The sequence below is a fragment of the Burkholderia sp. GbtcB21 genome (genome assembly GCF_019091065.1).
Taxonomy (GTDB): Bacteria; Pseudomonadota; Gammaproteobacteria; order Burkholderiales; family Burkholderiaceae; genus Burkholderia; species Burkholderia pyrrocinia_C.
Genome location: NZ_JAGXKA010000004.1, coordinates 44,271 through 60,027 on the forward strand (window position 1 = coordinate 44,271; position 15,757 = coordinate 60,027).

The 15,757-nt window shown below is 67.5% G+C and carries 14 protein-coding genes; 13 read left to right on the plus strand and 1 reads right to left on the minus strand.

Annotated features, from left to right (window positions below; translation table 11 throughout):
* Window positions 1-7: 7 nt before the first annotated feature.
* The 3 genes from KVT39_RS11145 to KVT39_RS11155 are packed head-to-tail and all read left to right on the plus strand — an operon-like array spanning window position 8 to window position 3,176.
* Window positions 8-880: a polysaccharide deacetylase gene (locus KVT39_RS11145; RefSeq protein ID WP_217589045.1), complete on the plus strand. Its 873-nt coding sequence runs from the start codon at window positions 8-10 to the stop codon at window positions 878-880.
* Window positions 877-1,785 carry a polysaccharide deacetylase gene (locus tag KVT39_RS11150; protein ID WP_217589046.1) on the plus strand — a complete coding sequence of 303 codons (909 nt, stop codon included), beginning with the start codon at window positions 877-879 and terminating at the stop codon, window positions 1,783-1,785. The genes KVT39_RS11145 and KVT39_RS11150 overlap by 4 nt, the downstream gene beginning before the upstream one ends.
* Window positions 1,782-3,176 (plus strand): MmgE/PrpD family protein, encoded by a 1,395-nt coding sequence (locus KVT39_RS11155; protein WP_217589047.1) that lies wholly within the window; start codon window positions 1,782-1,784, stop codon window positions 3,174-3,176. The genes KVT39_RS11150 and KVT39_RS11155 overlap by 4 nt, the downstream gene beginning before the upstream one ends.
* Before the next feature lie 819 nt (window positions 3,177-3,995).
* On the opposite strand, the gene KVT39_RS11160 is transcribed toward KVT39_RS11155, so the two are convergent.
* Window positions 3,996-4,397 carry a hypothetical protein gene (locus KVT39_RS11160; protein WP_217589048.1) on the minus strand — a complete coding sequence of 134 codons (402 nt, stop codon included), beginning with the start codon at window positions 4,395-4,397 and terminating at the stop codon, window positions 3,996-3,998.
* On the opposite strand from KVT39_RS11160, the gene KVT39_RS11165 reads away from it, so the two are divergent.
* The 10 genes from KVT39_RS11165 to KVT39_RS11210 all read left to right on the plus strand — a co-directional run bounded on the left by KVT39_RS11165 (window position 4,396) and on the right by KVT39_RS11210 (window position 15,701).
* Entirely contained in the window at window positions 4,396-5,766 is a 1,371-nt protein-coding gene (locus tag KVT39_RS11165) for an undecaprenyl-phosphate glucose phosphotransferase (protein WP_175748129.1), read from the plus strand. The genes KVT39_RS11160 and KVT39_RS11165 overlap by 2 nt on opposite strands.
* Window positions 5,767-5,774: 8 nt before the next feature.
* Window positions 5,775-6,227, plus strand: coding sequence for a protein tyrosine phosphatase (locus KVT39_RS11170; protein ID WP_105391490.1), 453 nt, complete (start codon window positions 5,775-5,777; stop codon window positions 6,225-6,227).
* Window positions 6,228-6,253: 26 nt separating this feature from the next.
* Complete coding sequence (locus KVT39_RS11175) at window positions 6,254-6,619, plus strand: hypothetical protein (protein ID WP_254640446.1); 366 nt, start codon at window positions 6,254-6,256, stop codon at window positions 6,617-6,619.
* Between the two features lie 119 nt (window positions 6,620-6,738).
* The gene (locus KVT39_RS11180) at window positions 6,739-7,899 is read left to right on the plus strand and encodes a polysaccharide biosynthesis/export family protein (protein WP_217589051.1); all 1,161 of its coding nucleotides are present in this window, start codon (window positions 6,739-6,741) and stop codon (window positions 7,897-7,899) included.
* Window positions 7,900-7,931: 32 nt separating this feature from the next.
* Window positions 7,932-10,163: a polysaccharide biosynthesis tyrosine autokinase gene (locus tag KVT39_RS11185; protein ID WP_217589053.1), complete on the plus strand. Its 2,232-nt coding sequence runs from the start codon at window positions 7,932-7,934 to the stop codon at window positions 10,161-10,163.
* Window positions 10,147-11,676, plus strand: coding sequence for an oligosaccharide flippase family protein (locus tag KVT39_RS11190; RefSeq protein ID WP_217589055.1), 1,530 nt, complete (start codon window positions 10,147-10,149; stop codon window positions 11,674-11,676). Before KVT39_RS11185 ends, KVT39_RS11190 begins: the two co-directional genes overlap by 17 nt.
* Complete coding sequence (locus KVT39_RS11195; RefSeq protein WP_254640447.1) at window positions 11,673-12,899, plus strand: hypothetical protein; 1,227 nt, start codon at window positions 11,673-11,675, stop codon at window positions 12,897-12,899. The genes KVT39_RS11190 and KVT39_RS11195 overlap by 4 nt, the downstream gene beginning before the upstream one ends.
* Complete coding sequence (locus tag KVT39_RS11200) at window positions 12,896-13,732, plus strand: glycosyltransferase family 2 protein (protein ID WP_217589056.1); 837 nt, start codon at window positions 12,896-12,898, stop codon at window positions 13,730-13,732. Before KVT39_RS11195 ends, KVT39_RS11200 begins: the two co-directional genes overlap by 4 nt.
* A gap of 3 nt (window positions 13,733-13,735) precedes the next feature.
* Window positions 13,736-14,806 (plus strand): glycosyltransferase family 1 protein, encoded by a 1,071-nt coding sequence (locus KVT39_RS11205; RefSeq protein WP_105391485.1) that lies wholly within the window; start codon window positions 13,736-13,738, stop codon window positions 14,804-14,806.
* 67 nt (window positions 14,807-14,873) lie between these two features.
* Window positions 14,874-15,701 (plus strand): glycosyltransferase family 2 protein, encoded by an 828-nt coding sequence (locus KVT39_RS11210; protein ID WP_034185023.1) that lies wholly within the window; start codon window positions 14,874-14,876, stop codon window positions 15,699-15,701.
* Window positions 15,702-15,757: the final 56 nt, after the last annotated feature.

Below are 15,757 nucleotides of genomic sequence, written 5' to 3' on the forward strand. Positions count from 1 at the left end.
GCGTGCGATGACGGCCCTGGCTCCCCGCTGGCCGGACGCGAAGCGCGCGTGCGTCGCGCTCGCGTTCGATCTCGACGGCCCGACCGGCGACGCGATGCTGAACGGGTCGATCTGGCGCAACCCCGCGTATTTCACGCTCGGCAGCTACGGGCCGTGGCGTGCGCTCGGCCGCTTGCTCGACATGCTCGCGGCGTTCGACCTGCCCGCGACGTTCTTCGTGCCCGCGTGGGTCGCGCGGACCTGGCCCGCGCAATGCGCGGCGATCGTCGAGCGCGGCCACGAGATCGGCTACCACGGCTACCGGCACGAAGCGTTCTGGACGCTCGAGCCCGAGCGGCAGCGCGAGATCATGGCGCAGTCGGCCGACGTGTTCGCGCGTACGCTCGGCGTGCGGCCGGTCGGGTTCCGCACGCCGTCCGGCGACTGGAGCGCGGCGACGGTCGCCGTGCTGCGCGAAGCCGGCGTGCGTTATTCGAGCTCGATGCGCGGCGACGACCGGCCATACCTGCTGCACGGTGACGACGGCGAGCCGCCGCTCGTCGAGATACCCGGCCGCTGGGAGACCGACGACTACGCGTCGCTTGCGTATCACCGCAACCCCGATTATCCGGCCGGGCTCGACCGGATCGCCGGCTACGGCGCGACGCTCGACAACTGGACGCGCGAATTCGACGGCGTATACCGCGAAGGACTGTGCCTGACGACGCTGCTGCATCCGAAGGTGTGCGGCAAGCCCGGCCGCATCGCGCTGCTCGAGGCGTGGCTCGGCCACATGCGCGCGCAGGATGGCGTATGGTTCGCGCGCTGCCGCGAAGTGGCCGACTGGTGGCTTGCGCAGCACGCGCGAGACGCGCAACCCACGCAACGGAGCGGCCTGTGACGACACTCCCTTCATGGCCGGGCGGCGCGCGATGCGCGGTCGCGATCACGGTCGACTTCAACGACATTCACGGCATCCAGACACGCGAGCCGCGCATCGTCGGCCGCGAGAAATCGCTGTCGGTCTGGCGTTACGGCGCGACGTGCGGCGTCGACCGGCTGCTCGATGCGTTCGATGCGTTTCACGTGCCCGCGAGCTGGTTCGTCCCGGGCATCGTCGCCGAAACGCATGCGGAAGCGGTGCGCGCGATCGCCGCAGCCGGCCACGAGCTCGGCGTCAGCGGCTATCGCTGCGAGGATTTCGATGCGCTGCCGCTCGCCGCGCAGATCGACGCGTGCCGAGCCGGGCGAGCGGCACTCGCCGACACGATCGGCCGCGACGTGGAAGGCTTTCGCTCGTTCACCGGCAACTGGGCCGATGGTTTTGCGGATTTCCTCGTCGCGGAAGGCTTCACGTGGTCGTCGTCGTGGCGCGGCGACGATCTGCCGTACGTGCATCCGCGCGGCGACGGCGGCGCGGACGGTGCGCGGCTCGTCGAGCTGCCGCTGCACTACGAACTCGAGGACGAGCCGTACTTCGAGTTCAACCTGTCGCCGCCCGTGCCGGCCGGTCAGCCGCGCATCGCGGCGTACCGCGACGTGCTCGACAACTGGCGGCGCGACGTCGACGGGTTTCGGCGCTTCGGGCTGTGCTGCGTGCTGCGCCTGCATCCCGAGATCATCGGCACGGCCGGGCGGATCGACCTGCTGCGCGCATTGCTCGCGCATCTGCGTGACGCGGGCGAGGTCTGGTTCGCGACGGGGCGAGACATCGCGCGCTGGTGGCGTGCCCAAGCGCCCGTCAATGCCCCGGGACATCCGGTCGACGTTTTCGCGCACTGCGTGGCGGAGGAGTCGGCGCGATGACGATGACAACCGATACGCGCGCCACGCGGCTCGCGGCGTTCGTCGCGCAGACGCCCGCCGACGCGTTGCCGGACGACGTCGTCGCGAAGGCCAAGCGTCATGTGCTCGACACGTTCGGTGCCGCGCTGGCGGGCACGTCCGCCGTCGAGACGCGCAGCGCCCGTGCGCTGACCGGCGCCGTCGCGCAGGGCGGCGCGTCGCTGTGGGGCACGCGGCGGACCGCTGGCGCGCGCGATGCGGCGTTCGTCAACGGGATTGCCGCGCACGCGCTCGAACTCGACGATTCCGGCGGCTGCGATCATTCGGGCGCGGTCGTGCTGCCGGCCGTGCTCGCCGCGCTGTCGTGCGTGGGGCGCCCGGTGACGGGCCGCGAATGCGTGGCGGCGATCGTGCTCGGCTACGACGTCGGCCGGCGCGTGCTCGAGGCAGCAGGCGGCTACTCGGTTCACAACGGGGCGGGCTGGCACTCGACGCTCAGTTGCGGCGTGTTCGGTGCGGCGGCCGCGAGCGCGCGCGTGCTCGGGCTCGACGCCGCGCGCACGCGCGACGCGCTCGGCCATGCGGCGAGTTTCGCGGGCGGCCTGTGGGGCTTCATCCACGACGGAGCGCAGACGAAGCGGCTGCACGCCGGGCGTGCGGCGGAGGGCGGCGTGCTCGCGGCGCTGCTCGCGCGCGAAGGCGTGAGCGGCCCCGCGCACGTGTTCGACGACGTGTGGGGCGGCTTTTTCAACACGTTCGCCGCACAGTCGCATGTGCCCGACTCATTGACCGACGGCCTCGGCGCGCACTGGAAGCTGATGCGCTGCTCGATCAAGCCGCACGCATCGTGCCGCAGCGCGCATGCGGCCGTCGACGCGGCGCTGCAGCTCGCGGACAGCCGCCTCGTCGAGGCCGGCGAGATCGAGCGGGTGGTCGTGCGCACGAGCGCGTTCGTGGCCCGCATGTGCGGCGGTCGCGACCTGTCGACGCTGTCGTCCGCGCAGATGAGCCTGCCGTACGCGGTGGCGGCAGCGCTGGCATTCGGCGACACGGGGATCGGCGTGTATCGAGCGGACCGACGCACCGATCCGCGCGTGACCGCGCTGCTCGCGCGCATCGCGGTCGACGTCGATCCTGCGCTCGGCGATCTCGACGAGCCGACGGTGATCCTGCATCGCACCGACGGACGGCGGGAATCGCGCCACGTGCCGATCGCGCTCGGCGACCCGCGCAATCCGCTGTCGGACGCGGCGCTGTTGGCGAAATATCGGGCGCTGGCGGGCATGGCGCTCGACCGCGCGCAGGTCGATGCACTGGGCGACGTGTGTCTGTCGCTGGACCGGCAGGCGGATGCGCGCGTGATGAACGACTGGCTCGCAGGCGATGCCGAAGCGGCGGGGGCGTTCGTCTGAATGTCGACGTCGTGTCGAATCGGTACGAGCGTACCCGTTCGGAGAGCGGAATGAACGTGCGGCATTCGAAGCCGTGAGCGCGGGACGGGCCTTCCGCAAAGTTGGCTGCCGGTGAGCCGGAAATTATGCCCCTGTCGATATAAAGGGCACACGCATTAAAAAAATCGCCCGGAGGCGATGAAAGAAGCGCGCCATACGTCTCTCTTGCCGCATCGGCCATTTCCCGGGGGAAATCGGGAAAAACGCTCATGCCGTGTCAGAACTCGAATGTCTACCCCTATTTTCGATAGCTGATCGCTCGAAGCCCGATCATGCTTCGAGAACTGACTCGCCTCGATTCAGCCCTTATTCGCGAGCATCCGCATCCCTCTCCCGCATGTCGGCAACGAAATCGGTCCGTGGTCGTTGCGGCCCTGACCGGGCCCGGCCCCAGCCCCGGACTCGCACGGCCACGCGCGCGCGGAAGAGACGTGCGCCTGTCGATGGCATGCACATGACAGCGACCTGAGCCTCCCGAATGCCGTTCATGTCGGCCGCGTTACGGCGTGTCGTTACGTAACGTATGCGAACGCCGCAGTCGCGCAAACGTTACACAGGATTATTTTGATTTATTCATACCTTTCAAATTTGGGACATAGGTCATTGGTTTATCGAGGATTTTCCGCGCTGCAGCACGAGAGAACGTCTCGGTGGCACGGATCGTGCATCAAATGCCATGTGCAGAAGTAGTTAATACCATAACGCTAGACCAATCATGAATCAGATCAACACTCCTATATCCGGACGCGACGCGGGGGCGAAGCGGTCGATTCCGGACATTCAATCGATAAATCGCGTCCATTCGCCAATCCATTCAGGATGGTTCGGGCGCGGCATTTCCATTGCCATACCGAATCGTGTTGACACGTCCTTGCGGCGGCCATGCATCGGCGCGGGGGCGTGAGCCCAAGTAACCGGTAGTTCGTCCGCGGTCTGGATTCCCGGCGTGAATTGAACCGTCCGTTCGATAAAGGCGCTTTCAATTTCATATAGGAATGCGAATTTCTTGATTAATTCATCGACGAGCCAATGACGCCCGGGATGAGTGTTGTCGATGCATCGGGATACCGAGGGCGGAGCATGTCCGGCGTCGCTCGGGAAATGTCCGTCGGCGTGGTGAGCGGCACGGACGCGTTTGACCGCAAATAAGGCGCCACCATGCGCCGCCTGGAGAATATCCATGTTCGGATTTCAGTCGATTATCGCGCGCCTGCTCGATGCGCTCGTGGTGGTGCTCGGAGCGGCGGCCGCGTCGCACGTGCGGTTCGATGACGATACGCTCGGCCGGCCGGACGCGATGGTCGTCCCGTTTGTCGCGATGCTGACGCTCGCCGTCTTTCCGGCATGTCAGGTGTACCAGTCGTGGCGCGGGCGGTCGTGGATCGCGATGATCAGCCGCATCAGTGCCGCATGGGTCGCCGTGCAGGCATGCAACCTCGTGCTGCTGTTCGCGATGCATCGCGCCGATCAGGTGTCGCGGCTGTGGTTCGTCTACTGGACGGCGATCGCGGGATGCGGATTCATCGTCATTCGCCTGGCTGCCTATACGATGCTCGCGCGCGTCAGGCATGCGGGCCTGAATCTTCGCAAGGTGGCGATCGTCGGTAACGGCGCGCATGCCGTGCGTGTGATCGAAACGCTTGCGCTGTCGCCGGCAAGCGGGTTTCGCCCCGTCGTGCTCCACGATCCCGCGGGATCGTCCAACGGCATCATCCCGGCGATCGCGGATTTCACCGAATTCGCCGCGGCAGTGCGTGCCGAAGCCGCGACGGAAATCTGGCTCGCGTTGCCGATCTCCGAGGAACGGACGATCCGGCGCGTGCTGAAGACGTTCGGCGACGATCTGATCAATATCCGCTTCATGCCGGACATGTGCAGCATCGCGTTGCTCGGCGGAACGATGATGGATCTCGTCGGCATGCCGGCAATCAACCTCGTCGCATCGCCGATGTCGCATCACGCGTTGATGCAGAAGGCGCTGTTCGACCGGGTATTCGCGGCGGCAGCGCTCGTCGCGCTGGCGCCGCTGCTCGGCCTGATCGCGCTGGCGGTCAAGCTGTCGTCCCCGGGCCCGGTGCTGTTTACGCAGTACCGGAAAGGCGCCGATGGCCGGGTGTTCAGGATCTACAAGTTCCGCACGATGCGCGTGCACGCCGAACCGGCCGGCATCGTACGCCAGGCGACCCGGGGCGATGCGCGCATCACGCGCGTCGGCGCGTTCCTGCGTCGCACCAGCCTCGACGAGCTGCCGCAGTTCTTCAACGTGCTGCGCGGCGACATGTCGGTCGTCGGGCCGAGACCGCACGCGATCGAGCACGACGATCTGTACCGGCCGCTCGTCGAGGGATACATCCATCGCTACCGGATCAAGCCGGGCATCACCGGATGGGCGCAGGTCAACGGTTATCGCGGCGAGACGGATCACCTCGACAAGATGGTCGGCCGTGTCCAGCACGACCTCTATTACCTGCGCAACTGGTCCTTCGGGCTCGACATGAAGATTGTCGCCGCCACGGTGCTGAAGGGCTTCGTCCATCCGAACGCGTACTGAGCCCGGCCATGATCGAACGCATTCTGGTCGTCTGCGACGGCAACGCATGCCGCAGCCCGATGGCGAGCGCGATGCTGGCACGCGCGCTGCCGTCCGTGCAGGTGCGTTGCGCAGGACTGATCGCGCTGGCGGGCCGGCCGGCCGCACAGGCCGCGATCGACGTGATGCGCGAACGCGGCTTCGACATCACGTCCCATATCGCGCAACCGGTGCATCTCGGCCACGTGCGCGCATCGCAGCTGATCCTCGCGATGACGCTCGTGCAGTGTCGCGAGATCGAGCGCCGTTACCCGTTCGCGCGCGGTCGCGTCTTCCAGCTCGACCATGCCGCGAAATGCGATATCGCGGATCCGGTCGGCAAGTCGGCGCAAGTGTTCGATGCCGTGGCGCGCCACATCGAGCGCGCGGTGGCGCACTGGATTGTGCGGATTCCCGCAGCTGCCGCACGGGGGCACGGCTGATGCGACGCCATGTCGGTCGACTCGCGATGCTCATCGGCCTGTCGTGTGCATCGGCTGCGCACGGCAATGCGCCGGTAGCGCGCCCTTCGACGAACGCGCCGCGGTGGATCGCGGGCCTCGCGGATAGCGCTTCCCAGACCTCGAATCCGTGGCGCGGATCGATCGCAAAGCCGGCGGTCGCGTCGGGCGTCGCGGCGCCGGCGGTCGGCAACTACGCGCTGCTGCCGATCGAGCGACAGATGCGGGTGTTGTCGATCGACGCGCTGGGCATGCCGGCGGCACATCGCACGCGCGGCGCGGCACGCGTCCCGATTCGGCCGCGCGGCGGGAACGACAACGCGACAGACGACTGGCCGGGCATGGCGTCGCCCTGGTCCCGTTCGTCATGGTGATCGAGCGCGCGGCGCGGCATGAGGGCGAAGCAAGCCGAACCCTCACACGACGAAATGAACACAACCGTGAGCACGGCGCCACGGACGGAATTGACGACAGCGCGACATACGAGGCAGCAATGGGCAAATCATTCGACGGTATTTCGACAGGCAGCAGACGGGGCCGCGCGCTGGCCTCGCTCGTGCTGTCCGTGTTCCTGACGGCATGTGCCGTCGCGCCCGGCATGCGGATGACCGGCTCGCAGGAATTGCCGGTGGCCAGCGCGCGCAACGGCGAACCGGCGCAGTCGCTCGATGTGCCGATCCGGGAAATCGACGTCAACCTGCTGCAATCGATGCGCGACGACAGCGACGCGGCCGGGAATGTCGACGCGCTGTTGCACGAGCGCGCGAAGGGCGGCTATCGGATCGGTGCCGGCGACGTGTTGCAGATCACGGTGTGGGACCACCCCGAACTTTCCGCGGCGGCGCCGACGAATCAGACGTCGTCGCCCCAACGGCAGAGCGACCCCGTCGGCGGCTTCGTCGTAGATGAAACCGGCAGCGTGCAGTTTCCCTATGTCGGCACGCTCGCGGTCTCGGGCAGGACGACGACCGAGGTTCGTGATGCGTTCCGCGTCGCGTTGACGAAAACCTTCCGCGACCCGCAAGTCACCGTGCGCGTCACGTCGTACCGCAGCCAGCAGGTCTACGTCGAAGGCGAGGTGCGCAATCCGGGCGTCCAGCCGATCAACGACGTGCCGATGACGCTGATCGAGGCCATCGATCGCGCGGGCGGGCTTCAGCCGACGGCCGATCGGAGCCGCATCGAGCTGATGCGCGGCGACGAGCATTACGTGCTGAACCTGTCCCGGCTCGTCGCACGACGCATCGACCCGGCCAGCATCCTGTTGCGCAACCGGGACGTGCTGCGCGTGCAGTCGCGCGAGGACAACGGCGCGTTCGTGATGGGCGAGGTCGCAAAGCCGACGCTCGCGCTACCGCTGCGCGACGGCTCGTTGACGCTCGGCGATGCGTTGCAGCAAGCCGGCAGTTTCAACAGCGGCACCGCCGACACGGCGCAGGTCTACGTGATTCGCGGGCGCGGCTCGAGTACCCCCGACGTGTTTCATCTCGATGCGAAGTCGCCGGTCGCCATGGTGCTAGCGAACGACTTCAGGCTGGCGCCGAAGGACGTCGTCTATGTCGACGGCAACGGCCTCGTCCGACTCAGCCGCGTGCTGTCGCTGCTGTTGCCCGCCATCAATGCCGGCATGACCGGCGCGCTGGTCGCGAAATGAACCGCCGGAACCCGATCGACACTGGATTTGCCATGACAGACCTTTCCGATGCACGGCTGTACGACGCGGCGTTGTACGACGATGCGCCCCTTTCGTCCTACGTCGACATCGTGCTGGCCCGGTGGCGCATGGTGCTGGGCATCGCGGCCGGCGTGTTCCTGCTCGGGCTGCTGTATGTCGTATTCGCGACGCCGGTCTATCGGGTCGACGCGACGATCCAGGTCAACGAATCGACCACGGCGGGCAATTCGCCGTTGCACGACATCGCGGCGTTGCTCGACAACGGGAGCACGACCGCGGCCGAACTCGAACTCGTGCGCGCGCGCATGGTGATCGACTCGGTCGTCACGAAGCAGCATCTGAACCTCATCGCCGAACCGCGCTATGTCCCGTTGATCGGCCGCTGGGTCGCGCGTCGTTATCGGGACGACGGCGTCGCGCGGCCGCTTTGGGGATTGTCGCGGTTTGCCTGGGGCGGCGAGCGATTCGACGTCGTCACGTTCGAGACGGCCGGCAAGAAGAGCCACGACGGCATCGACGCGCTGGACGGGCTCTGGTTCGACGTGACCGCCGAAGGCGGCGGACGCTACGTGGTCAGGGACGAGGACGGCGACGTCGTGCTGAAAGGCGAGGTCGGCGTGCCGGCGCACGGGCAGTACAAGGCGCAGCCGCTGACGCTGCTGGTCGCGGCCCTCGACGCCCGGCCGGGCACGGCGTTTCGGCTCAGGCGCATCCCGCAGCTCGAAGTGGTCTCCCAGCTCCAGGACGATCTGACCGTCGAGGAAAAGGCCAAGCAATCCGGCATCCTGACCGTCACGCTCGAGGGCGACGACCGGACCCGCATCCGGGACATCCTGCGGGCCGTGGTCGACGGCTACGTCCAGCAGAACAAGGAGTACCGGAGCGAGGAGGCCGCCGCGACGCTGGCATCGCTGAAGAGCAGCATGCCGACCGTCATGAAGGCGCTGAAGGATGCCGAGGACAAATACGCGGCGTTTCGCGCGCGCACGGGGACGGTCGATCTCGACGAACAGGGCAAGCTGCTGCTCGGCCAGGAAGTGGACATCGAGACGCGCACGCTCGAACTCAAGCAAAAGCGCGTCGACCTGATCGCGCGGTTCGCCGACGGCCATCCGGCCGTGCAGGCGCTCGACGCCAACCTGGCGGAACTGGCGGGCAAGGCGAAGGAACTGAAGGCGCTCGAAGCCAGGTTGCCCGATACGGAGCGCGAGGGCCTCGGCGTGCTGCGTGACGTGCGCGTCAACACCGAGCTGTATACGAACCTGCTGAACACCGGACAACAGCTCGAGATCGCCAGGCGCAGCGAGATCGGCAATGTCCGCGCCGTCGACTTGCCGGTCCTGCCGGTGAAACCAGTCAAGCCCAGGCGCCTGTTGCTGGTCGCGCTGTCGTTGTGTGTCGGGATCGCCCTCGGCATCGCCGCCCCGTTCGCCCAGCGGGCGGTATGGGGCCGCGTCGAACATTCCGAGCACCTCGAGCAGGCGCTGGGCGTACCGGTCTATGCGGTGGTGCCGCATAGCCGGGAGCAGCGGCGTCTCGTGCGAAACCAGCAGCATGCGGGACAGGGCGCGCATGTTCTCGCATCGGAAATTCCGGAGGACGTGACCGTCGACGCGATCCGCAGCCTGCGCACGACGCTGCAGTTCACGATGTCCGAGTCGGGGCACAACGTGATCATGGTCACGAGCCCGCAGCCCAGTGCGGGCAAATCGTTCCTCTGCGCGAACCTGGCTTCGCTGTTCGCGTCGGGCGGCAAGCGCGTGCTGCTGATCGATGCCGATATTCGCCGCGGTCAGTCGCATCGCCACTTCGGGCTGCCGGCGGCGCCCGGCCTGCCCGACGCGATCGCGAGCGGCACGCTCGAGCGCGGCGTCCAGAAATCGGCGGTCGCCGGCGTCGACGTGCTCGCGCGCGGTGCCGTCGCCCGCACGTCGGAGCTGTTCAACGACGGCCGCTTCAAGTTGCTGCTCGACACGGCAGCGCGTCTCTACGACATCGTCATCGTCGACACGGCGCCGATCCTCGCGCTGCACGATGCGGCGACCATCGGCCGCCACGGCGCGACGACGCTGCTGTGCGTCCGGCATGGGCGCAGTTCGATGCCGGAAATTCGCGAGGCAGAGCGTCGCCTGCGCAACGCCGGCATCGCGATCAGCGGCGTCGTGCTGAACGACGTGCCGCGGCGTCAGGCCGTCTACGGCGCGTATGGCGAAGGGAAATACGCGTATGAAACCGAGCACTGAGCCCGCGATTCGCGACATCGCGCTGCGCGCCGCGAGCGACCGCGCGTCGCCCGCCGGCGAGCGGCTCGGTGCGCGCACGGTGCGAAGCCTCGCGTGGGCGCTGGTGCAGGCATGGGGCGGCAAGCTCGTCACGCTCGTCACCTATCTGCTGGTCGCGCGCTGGCTCGGCCCGGCGGACGTCGGGCTTGCGGCCGCGGTCACGCTGTCGCTGTCGCTGGTCCTGATGATCGCCGAGGGCGGCCTGGGCGACGCGCTGGTTCAGCGCGCGTCGCTCGACGACGACGATCTCGAATGGCCGTTCGTGTGCTCGATCGGCATGGCGATCGTGCTCGCGGTCGCGCTGTTCGTCCTCGCCGGGCGCGTCGAAACGTGGCTGGGCGTACCGGGCCTGGCGCCGTATCTGCGGGTGGCGTGCGCGTTCGTGCCGATCGGCTCGGCGAGTTCGTTCCAGGAGGGGCTGTACAAGCGGCGGCTGGATTTCCGTACGCTTGCGATGCGTCAACTCGGCTCGGTGAGCGTCGCAGGCGCCGTGGCGGTCGCGCTGGCGATCGCGGGCGCCGGTGCGTGGAGCCTGATTGCGCAGGCGGCGACCTTCATGACGATGTCCGCGCTCTGGCTCTGGCGCAGACCGGTCTGGCGTCCGCGCGGCCGCCGGAACGCGTCGACGTTCTGGCCCATTGCGCGCTTCGGCGGTCACGTCGTTGCGTCGAGGCTGATCGACTGGTGCGCGACACGCACCGTGGACCTGATCGTCGTCGCGCTGTACGGCGCGGCCGGGCTGGGCATCTATGCGATCGGGGCGCGGCTGTACCAGACGGCGCTGGAACTGCTGTGCCGCGCCGCGACCGACGTCGCGCTCGCGGTGCTGTCGCGTGTCGCGCACGACGCCGGGAAAATGGCGGCCACCTACCTCGACGTCACGGGGCTTGCCGCGATGGTCGCGGCGCCGCTGTTCGTGCTGATGGCCGTGTCGAGCCACGACATCACGGTCGTATTGTTCGGCGCGCGCTGGGCCGACAGTGCCGCGATCATGACGCCGCTGATGGGGCTCGGCGCGATTCAGACGGTCCAGTTCGTCAACGGTGCATTCCTGTCGGCACGCGGGCGGCCGAACGTCACGATGTGGCTGACGGTCGTGAAGCTCGTCCTGGTGCTGGGCGCGATGGTCTGCCTGCCGTCGCACGACGTCGCCGGGCTGGCGTGGCTGTATGTCGGCGCGGTGCTGTTCATCACGCCGCTCAGCTTCGGTGCCGTCGTGGTCGAGCTGTCGATCGATCCCGGCCGCTTGCTGGGTCGGCTGGTGCCGCCGTATCTGATTGCGTTCGGCTGCGCGCTGATCGTATCGCGGCTTGGCGCGCACCTCGGCGGTGTGCCGGCCCTGGTCAGGTTGCCGCTGCTGATCGTCGCCTTCGGCGCCGCTTATGTCGGCGCAACCTGGACGTTGCGTCGTCAGGCCGCCCGGCAAACCGTGGCGATGCTGATCGCATTACGCGATGCGAGGCAACGGACATGAGCCGCCTCGCGCTGCAGGTGCCGCGGCAACGCGCGTCGTCACTCGGTGGGGCGACGAGCGGGCCGCAGGTGCGCTTCGACCTCGCGGACGCGGTCCTGCTCGTGCTGCTGCTGCTGAGTTCGATCCAGTTCCTGAAGATCGGCGGCGCGCAACTCGGTCAGCTGTTCGCGGTGCTCGTGCTGCCGGTGCTGCTGGTGCGGCGCCGGATTCCCGTCGGCGCGTGGGAAATCTGGGCCTTCGCGTTGTTCGTCGGCGTCGCGTTGTCGACGACGTTCCTGTCCGGCTATCCGCGTTTCAAGGCGACCGAGCAGATCGTGAAATTCGGGTTCGTGATGCCGGCGTTCTATTTGATCGGCCGCTATTACGGCGCGCGGGCACGCACGCGGCCGTTGCCGTTCGGCTATGTCGCGATCGCGGGGTTCCTGGCGTTTCAGTACGCGCTGCAGTATTTCGACGTCCCGGTGCTGTACGAAAAAGTCGACTTCATGCAGAACGCGATTCACGGTTCGTTCAAGGAGCGCAACTGGTTCGCGGCGTTTTTCTTCCTGACCGCCTACGCCTGTTTCCTGCAGTCGCCGCGCCGCATTCCCGACGTCGTGAGGTTCGTTGCGCTCGCACTCGTCGTGACGCTGCTGAGCGAATCGAAGACGGTGTTGATCGCATGCGCGATCGTGATCCTGCTGCAGGTGCGCGGCCATTTTTTCGCGAAAGTGCTGACGATGGCCGCCGGGGCCGGGTTCTATCTGTACATGTTCACGCGCGAACTGACCGGCGACCAGCTTCAGGTCCGGCTGCAACAGGAGCGCGGGCTTGCCTTCACGGAATCGATCAAGCTGGTCGGCCGCGACTGGATCGGTCACGGCTTCGGCTTCGTCGAGCATTACTTCTCGCACTCGGCCGTCGCCGTCCGCGGGCTCGGCGAGGGCACGAGCGCCGTGTTTTGCGCGCCGCTGGATCTGATGCTGGTGGCCGGCCCGATCGGGCTGCTCGCATGGGCGGTGTTCTTTGCGGGCCTCGGCCAGGGCCGGCGCGCGATGGTGTTGCTCGCGCCGATCGCGGCATGGTCGCTGATCAACCCGATGCACCAGAGCGAAACGTCGTACCTGTTCGTCGGCTACCTCGCGTCGTTCGCGTTCGTTCCGCGGGCGGCACGCCGGAAAGCGCGCGCCGCGCCGCGCGTGTTGCGGCCCCGATCCATTTTCCCGTCCGGACCTACGCGATGAAATTCTCTCTCATCATGGCGACGCTCGGCCGTAGCGACGAGATCGAGCGCATGTTCGATTCGCTGCTGCGGCAGGCCTACGCCGACCTCGAAGTGATCGTCGTCGACCAGAACCCGGACGACCGGGTCGAGCGGATCGTCGACCGGTATCGCGACCGGCTGACGATCGTCCATCTGCGATCCGACAAGGGCAAGTCGCGGGCGACGAACGTCGGCCTGAAGGCCGTGACGGGCGACGTGGTCGGGTTCCCCGACGACGATTGCTGGTATCGGCCCGGGACGCTCCATGCGGTCGCGGCGCGCTTGTCCGCGGACAGGATGCTGGACGGCGTGACGGGCATGAGCGTCGACGCCGCGGGGCGGCCGTCGCAAGGACGGTGGGCGACCTCGGCGCAGACCGTCAACCGCTTCAACGTATGGGTGTGTGCGACGTCGTACACGATCTTCCTGCGCCGGTCCGCGGTGCATGCGGCGGGGCAGTTCGACGTGGACCTCGGCGTGGGCGCGGCCACGCGCTGGGGAGCGGGGGAAGAAGTCGACTTTCTGGTGCGCGCGTTGCAGGCGGGGTGCCGGATCGACTACGACCCGCATCTGCGCGTCCATCATCCCGAACCGCTCGCCGTGCTCGACGAGCATGCGTATGCGCGCGGCCGGCGCTACAACCGCGGGTTCGGGCATGTGCTGCGCATCAATCGTTATCCGCTCGCCTACGTCCTTTACATGATCGCGCGGCCGGTCGCCGGCTGCCTGCTGTCATGCGTGCGCCGCAATCCGCGGCGTGCGAAGTACTACTGGATCGCCGCGTCGCATCGCCTGCTTGGCTGGATGGATTGAACGATGAGCACGATCCTCACCGCTTCGACCGAATGCACCGACCGTGCCGAGCGCACCGAGCGCGCGCCCCTCACGGTCTATACAGACACGCGCTGGCCGGTTGGAACCGGCATCCACAACGTGATGGCGGCCTATGCCGAGCGCGCGCCGTCGACCGTCCGCATCGAGCCGCTGCCGGTCGGCGGCGGTGTCGCGCACCCGCTGTCGCCGCTCGCGTTGAGCCGCGCGCTGAGGCGGCTGCCGGCCCGCAACGCCGTGTTCTGGAATCCCGGGTTCGTCCCGGCCGCGTTGCCCGATTTCCCGTCGGTGGTCGTGGTGCACGACCTTACGCATCGCCACTTCTATACGCGCGCGCACCGCTTCTACTACGACACGGTGCTCCGTCCGCTGTACCGGCGTTGCACCGCGATCGTCTGCGTGTCCGAGTTCACGCGCGACGAATTCCTCCGCTGGTCGGACATGCCGCCGGATCGCGTTCACGTGATCCACAACGGGACCGACGCTGCATACCGGCGCAACCGCGACACGCTCGGCTATCCGTTTCCGTACGTGCTTTATCCGGGTAACCGGCGCAACTACAAGAACCTGCACCGGTTGATCGCGGCATTCGGCGCAAGCGGGCTGTTGCCGCTCGGCGTGCGCCTGATGCTGACCGGCGATCCCGACCCGGCGCTGCTTGCGCACGCCGCGCGGCACCGATGCGCGGACGGCCTCGTATTCGCGGGGGTATTGCCGAACGATGCGATGCCGAAACTGTATCGAGGCGCGCTGTTTGTCGCGTTCGTGTCGCAGTACGAAGGTTTCGGCCTGCCGATTCTCGAGGCGATGGCGTCCGACGTGCCGGTGCTGACCTCGAGCGTGTCGGCGATGCCGGAAGTGGCGGGTGACGCCGCGATGCTCGTCGACCCGTTGTCGGTCGCCGACATCGCGGTCGCGATGCGCCGGCTCGGCACCGAGGCCGTGTGGCGCGACGCGCTCGTCGCGCGGGGCCGGGAGCAGATCCGCCGGTTCGACTGGGATACGTCGGCGCGCAGGTTCTGGCAACTCGTCGAGCAGGTCGGCGCGTCGGCATGACGCGCATGTCAACGAACAGAGCCGGGCAAACCGGCCGACACAATCAACCACGGCGCGGGGTATCACGATGGAAACCGAAGGAAGAATCAGCGTCATCGTCGTCAATTACGGCACGCCCGACCTGACGATACGATGCGTGGCGTCGTTGACGTCATTGCGCGTCGCACTCGCCGACGACATCGTCGTCGTCGAGAATGCGTCGCCGGACGACTCGTACACGCGGTTGCGGCACGCGTTGCCGCGCGGCGTCAGGCTGCTGCGCGCGGCATGCAATCGCGGCTTCGGCTCCGGCGTGAACTTCGGCATGGCCGCCTGTCGACGCGACTACGTGCTGGTGGTCAATCCCGATACGCGCTTCAGCGAGAACGGGCTGGCGAAAGTACTGGAGCTGTTCGAGACGCGACCGGAGGCCGGGCTCGTCGGGCTCGACCTGCAGTATCCCGACGGCCGGCGCCAGTACTCGGCGCGACGGTTCTACAGCTGGCTCGACATCGTCGCGCGACGCACCGCGCTCGGCCGCTCGGGCCGCTTTCGCGCGCGGATGAACCAGCACCTGATGATCGATGCATGGTCGTGCGGCAACCCGTTCGATGCCGAATGGGTGATGGGAACGGGATTCGTCGTGCGGCGCGACCTGTTCGAGTCGCTCGGCGGCATGGACGAATCGTATTTCCTGTACATGGAGGATGTCGATCTGTGCGCGCGGACCTGGCTGGCCGGCTATCGGGTGCTCGGCATGCCGGGCGTCACGCTCGTGCACGATCATCAACGACAGTCGGCGGCGAGCCCCGTGTCGCGAGCGGGGCGGCATCATCTGCGCAGCCTGTGGCGGTTCTACCGCAAGTTCCACGTGCCGCTGTCGTTGCCGCCCGGCATCTCGCGGATCGCACGGTAATGAGGCCTGCTGCGCCGGTTCGTGTCGCCGTGCGTGCCGCGGCTGTCGCATTGTGC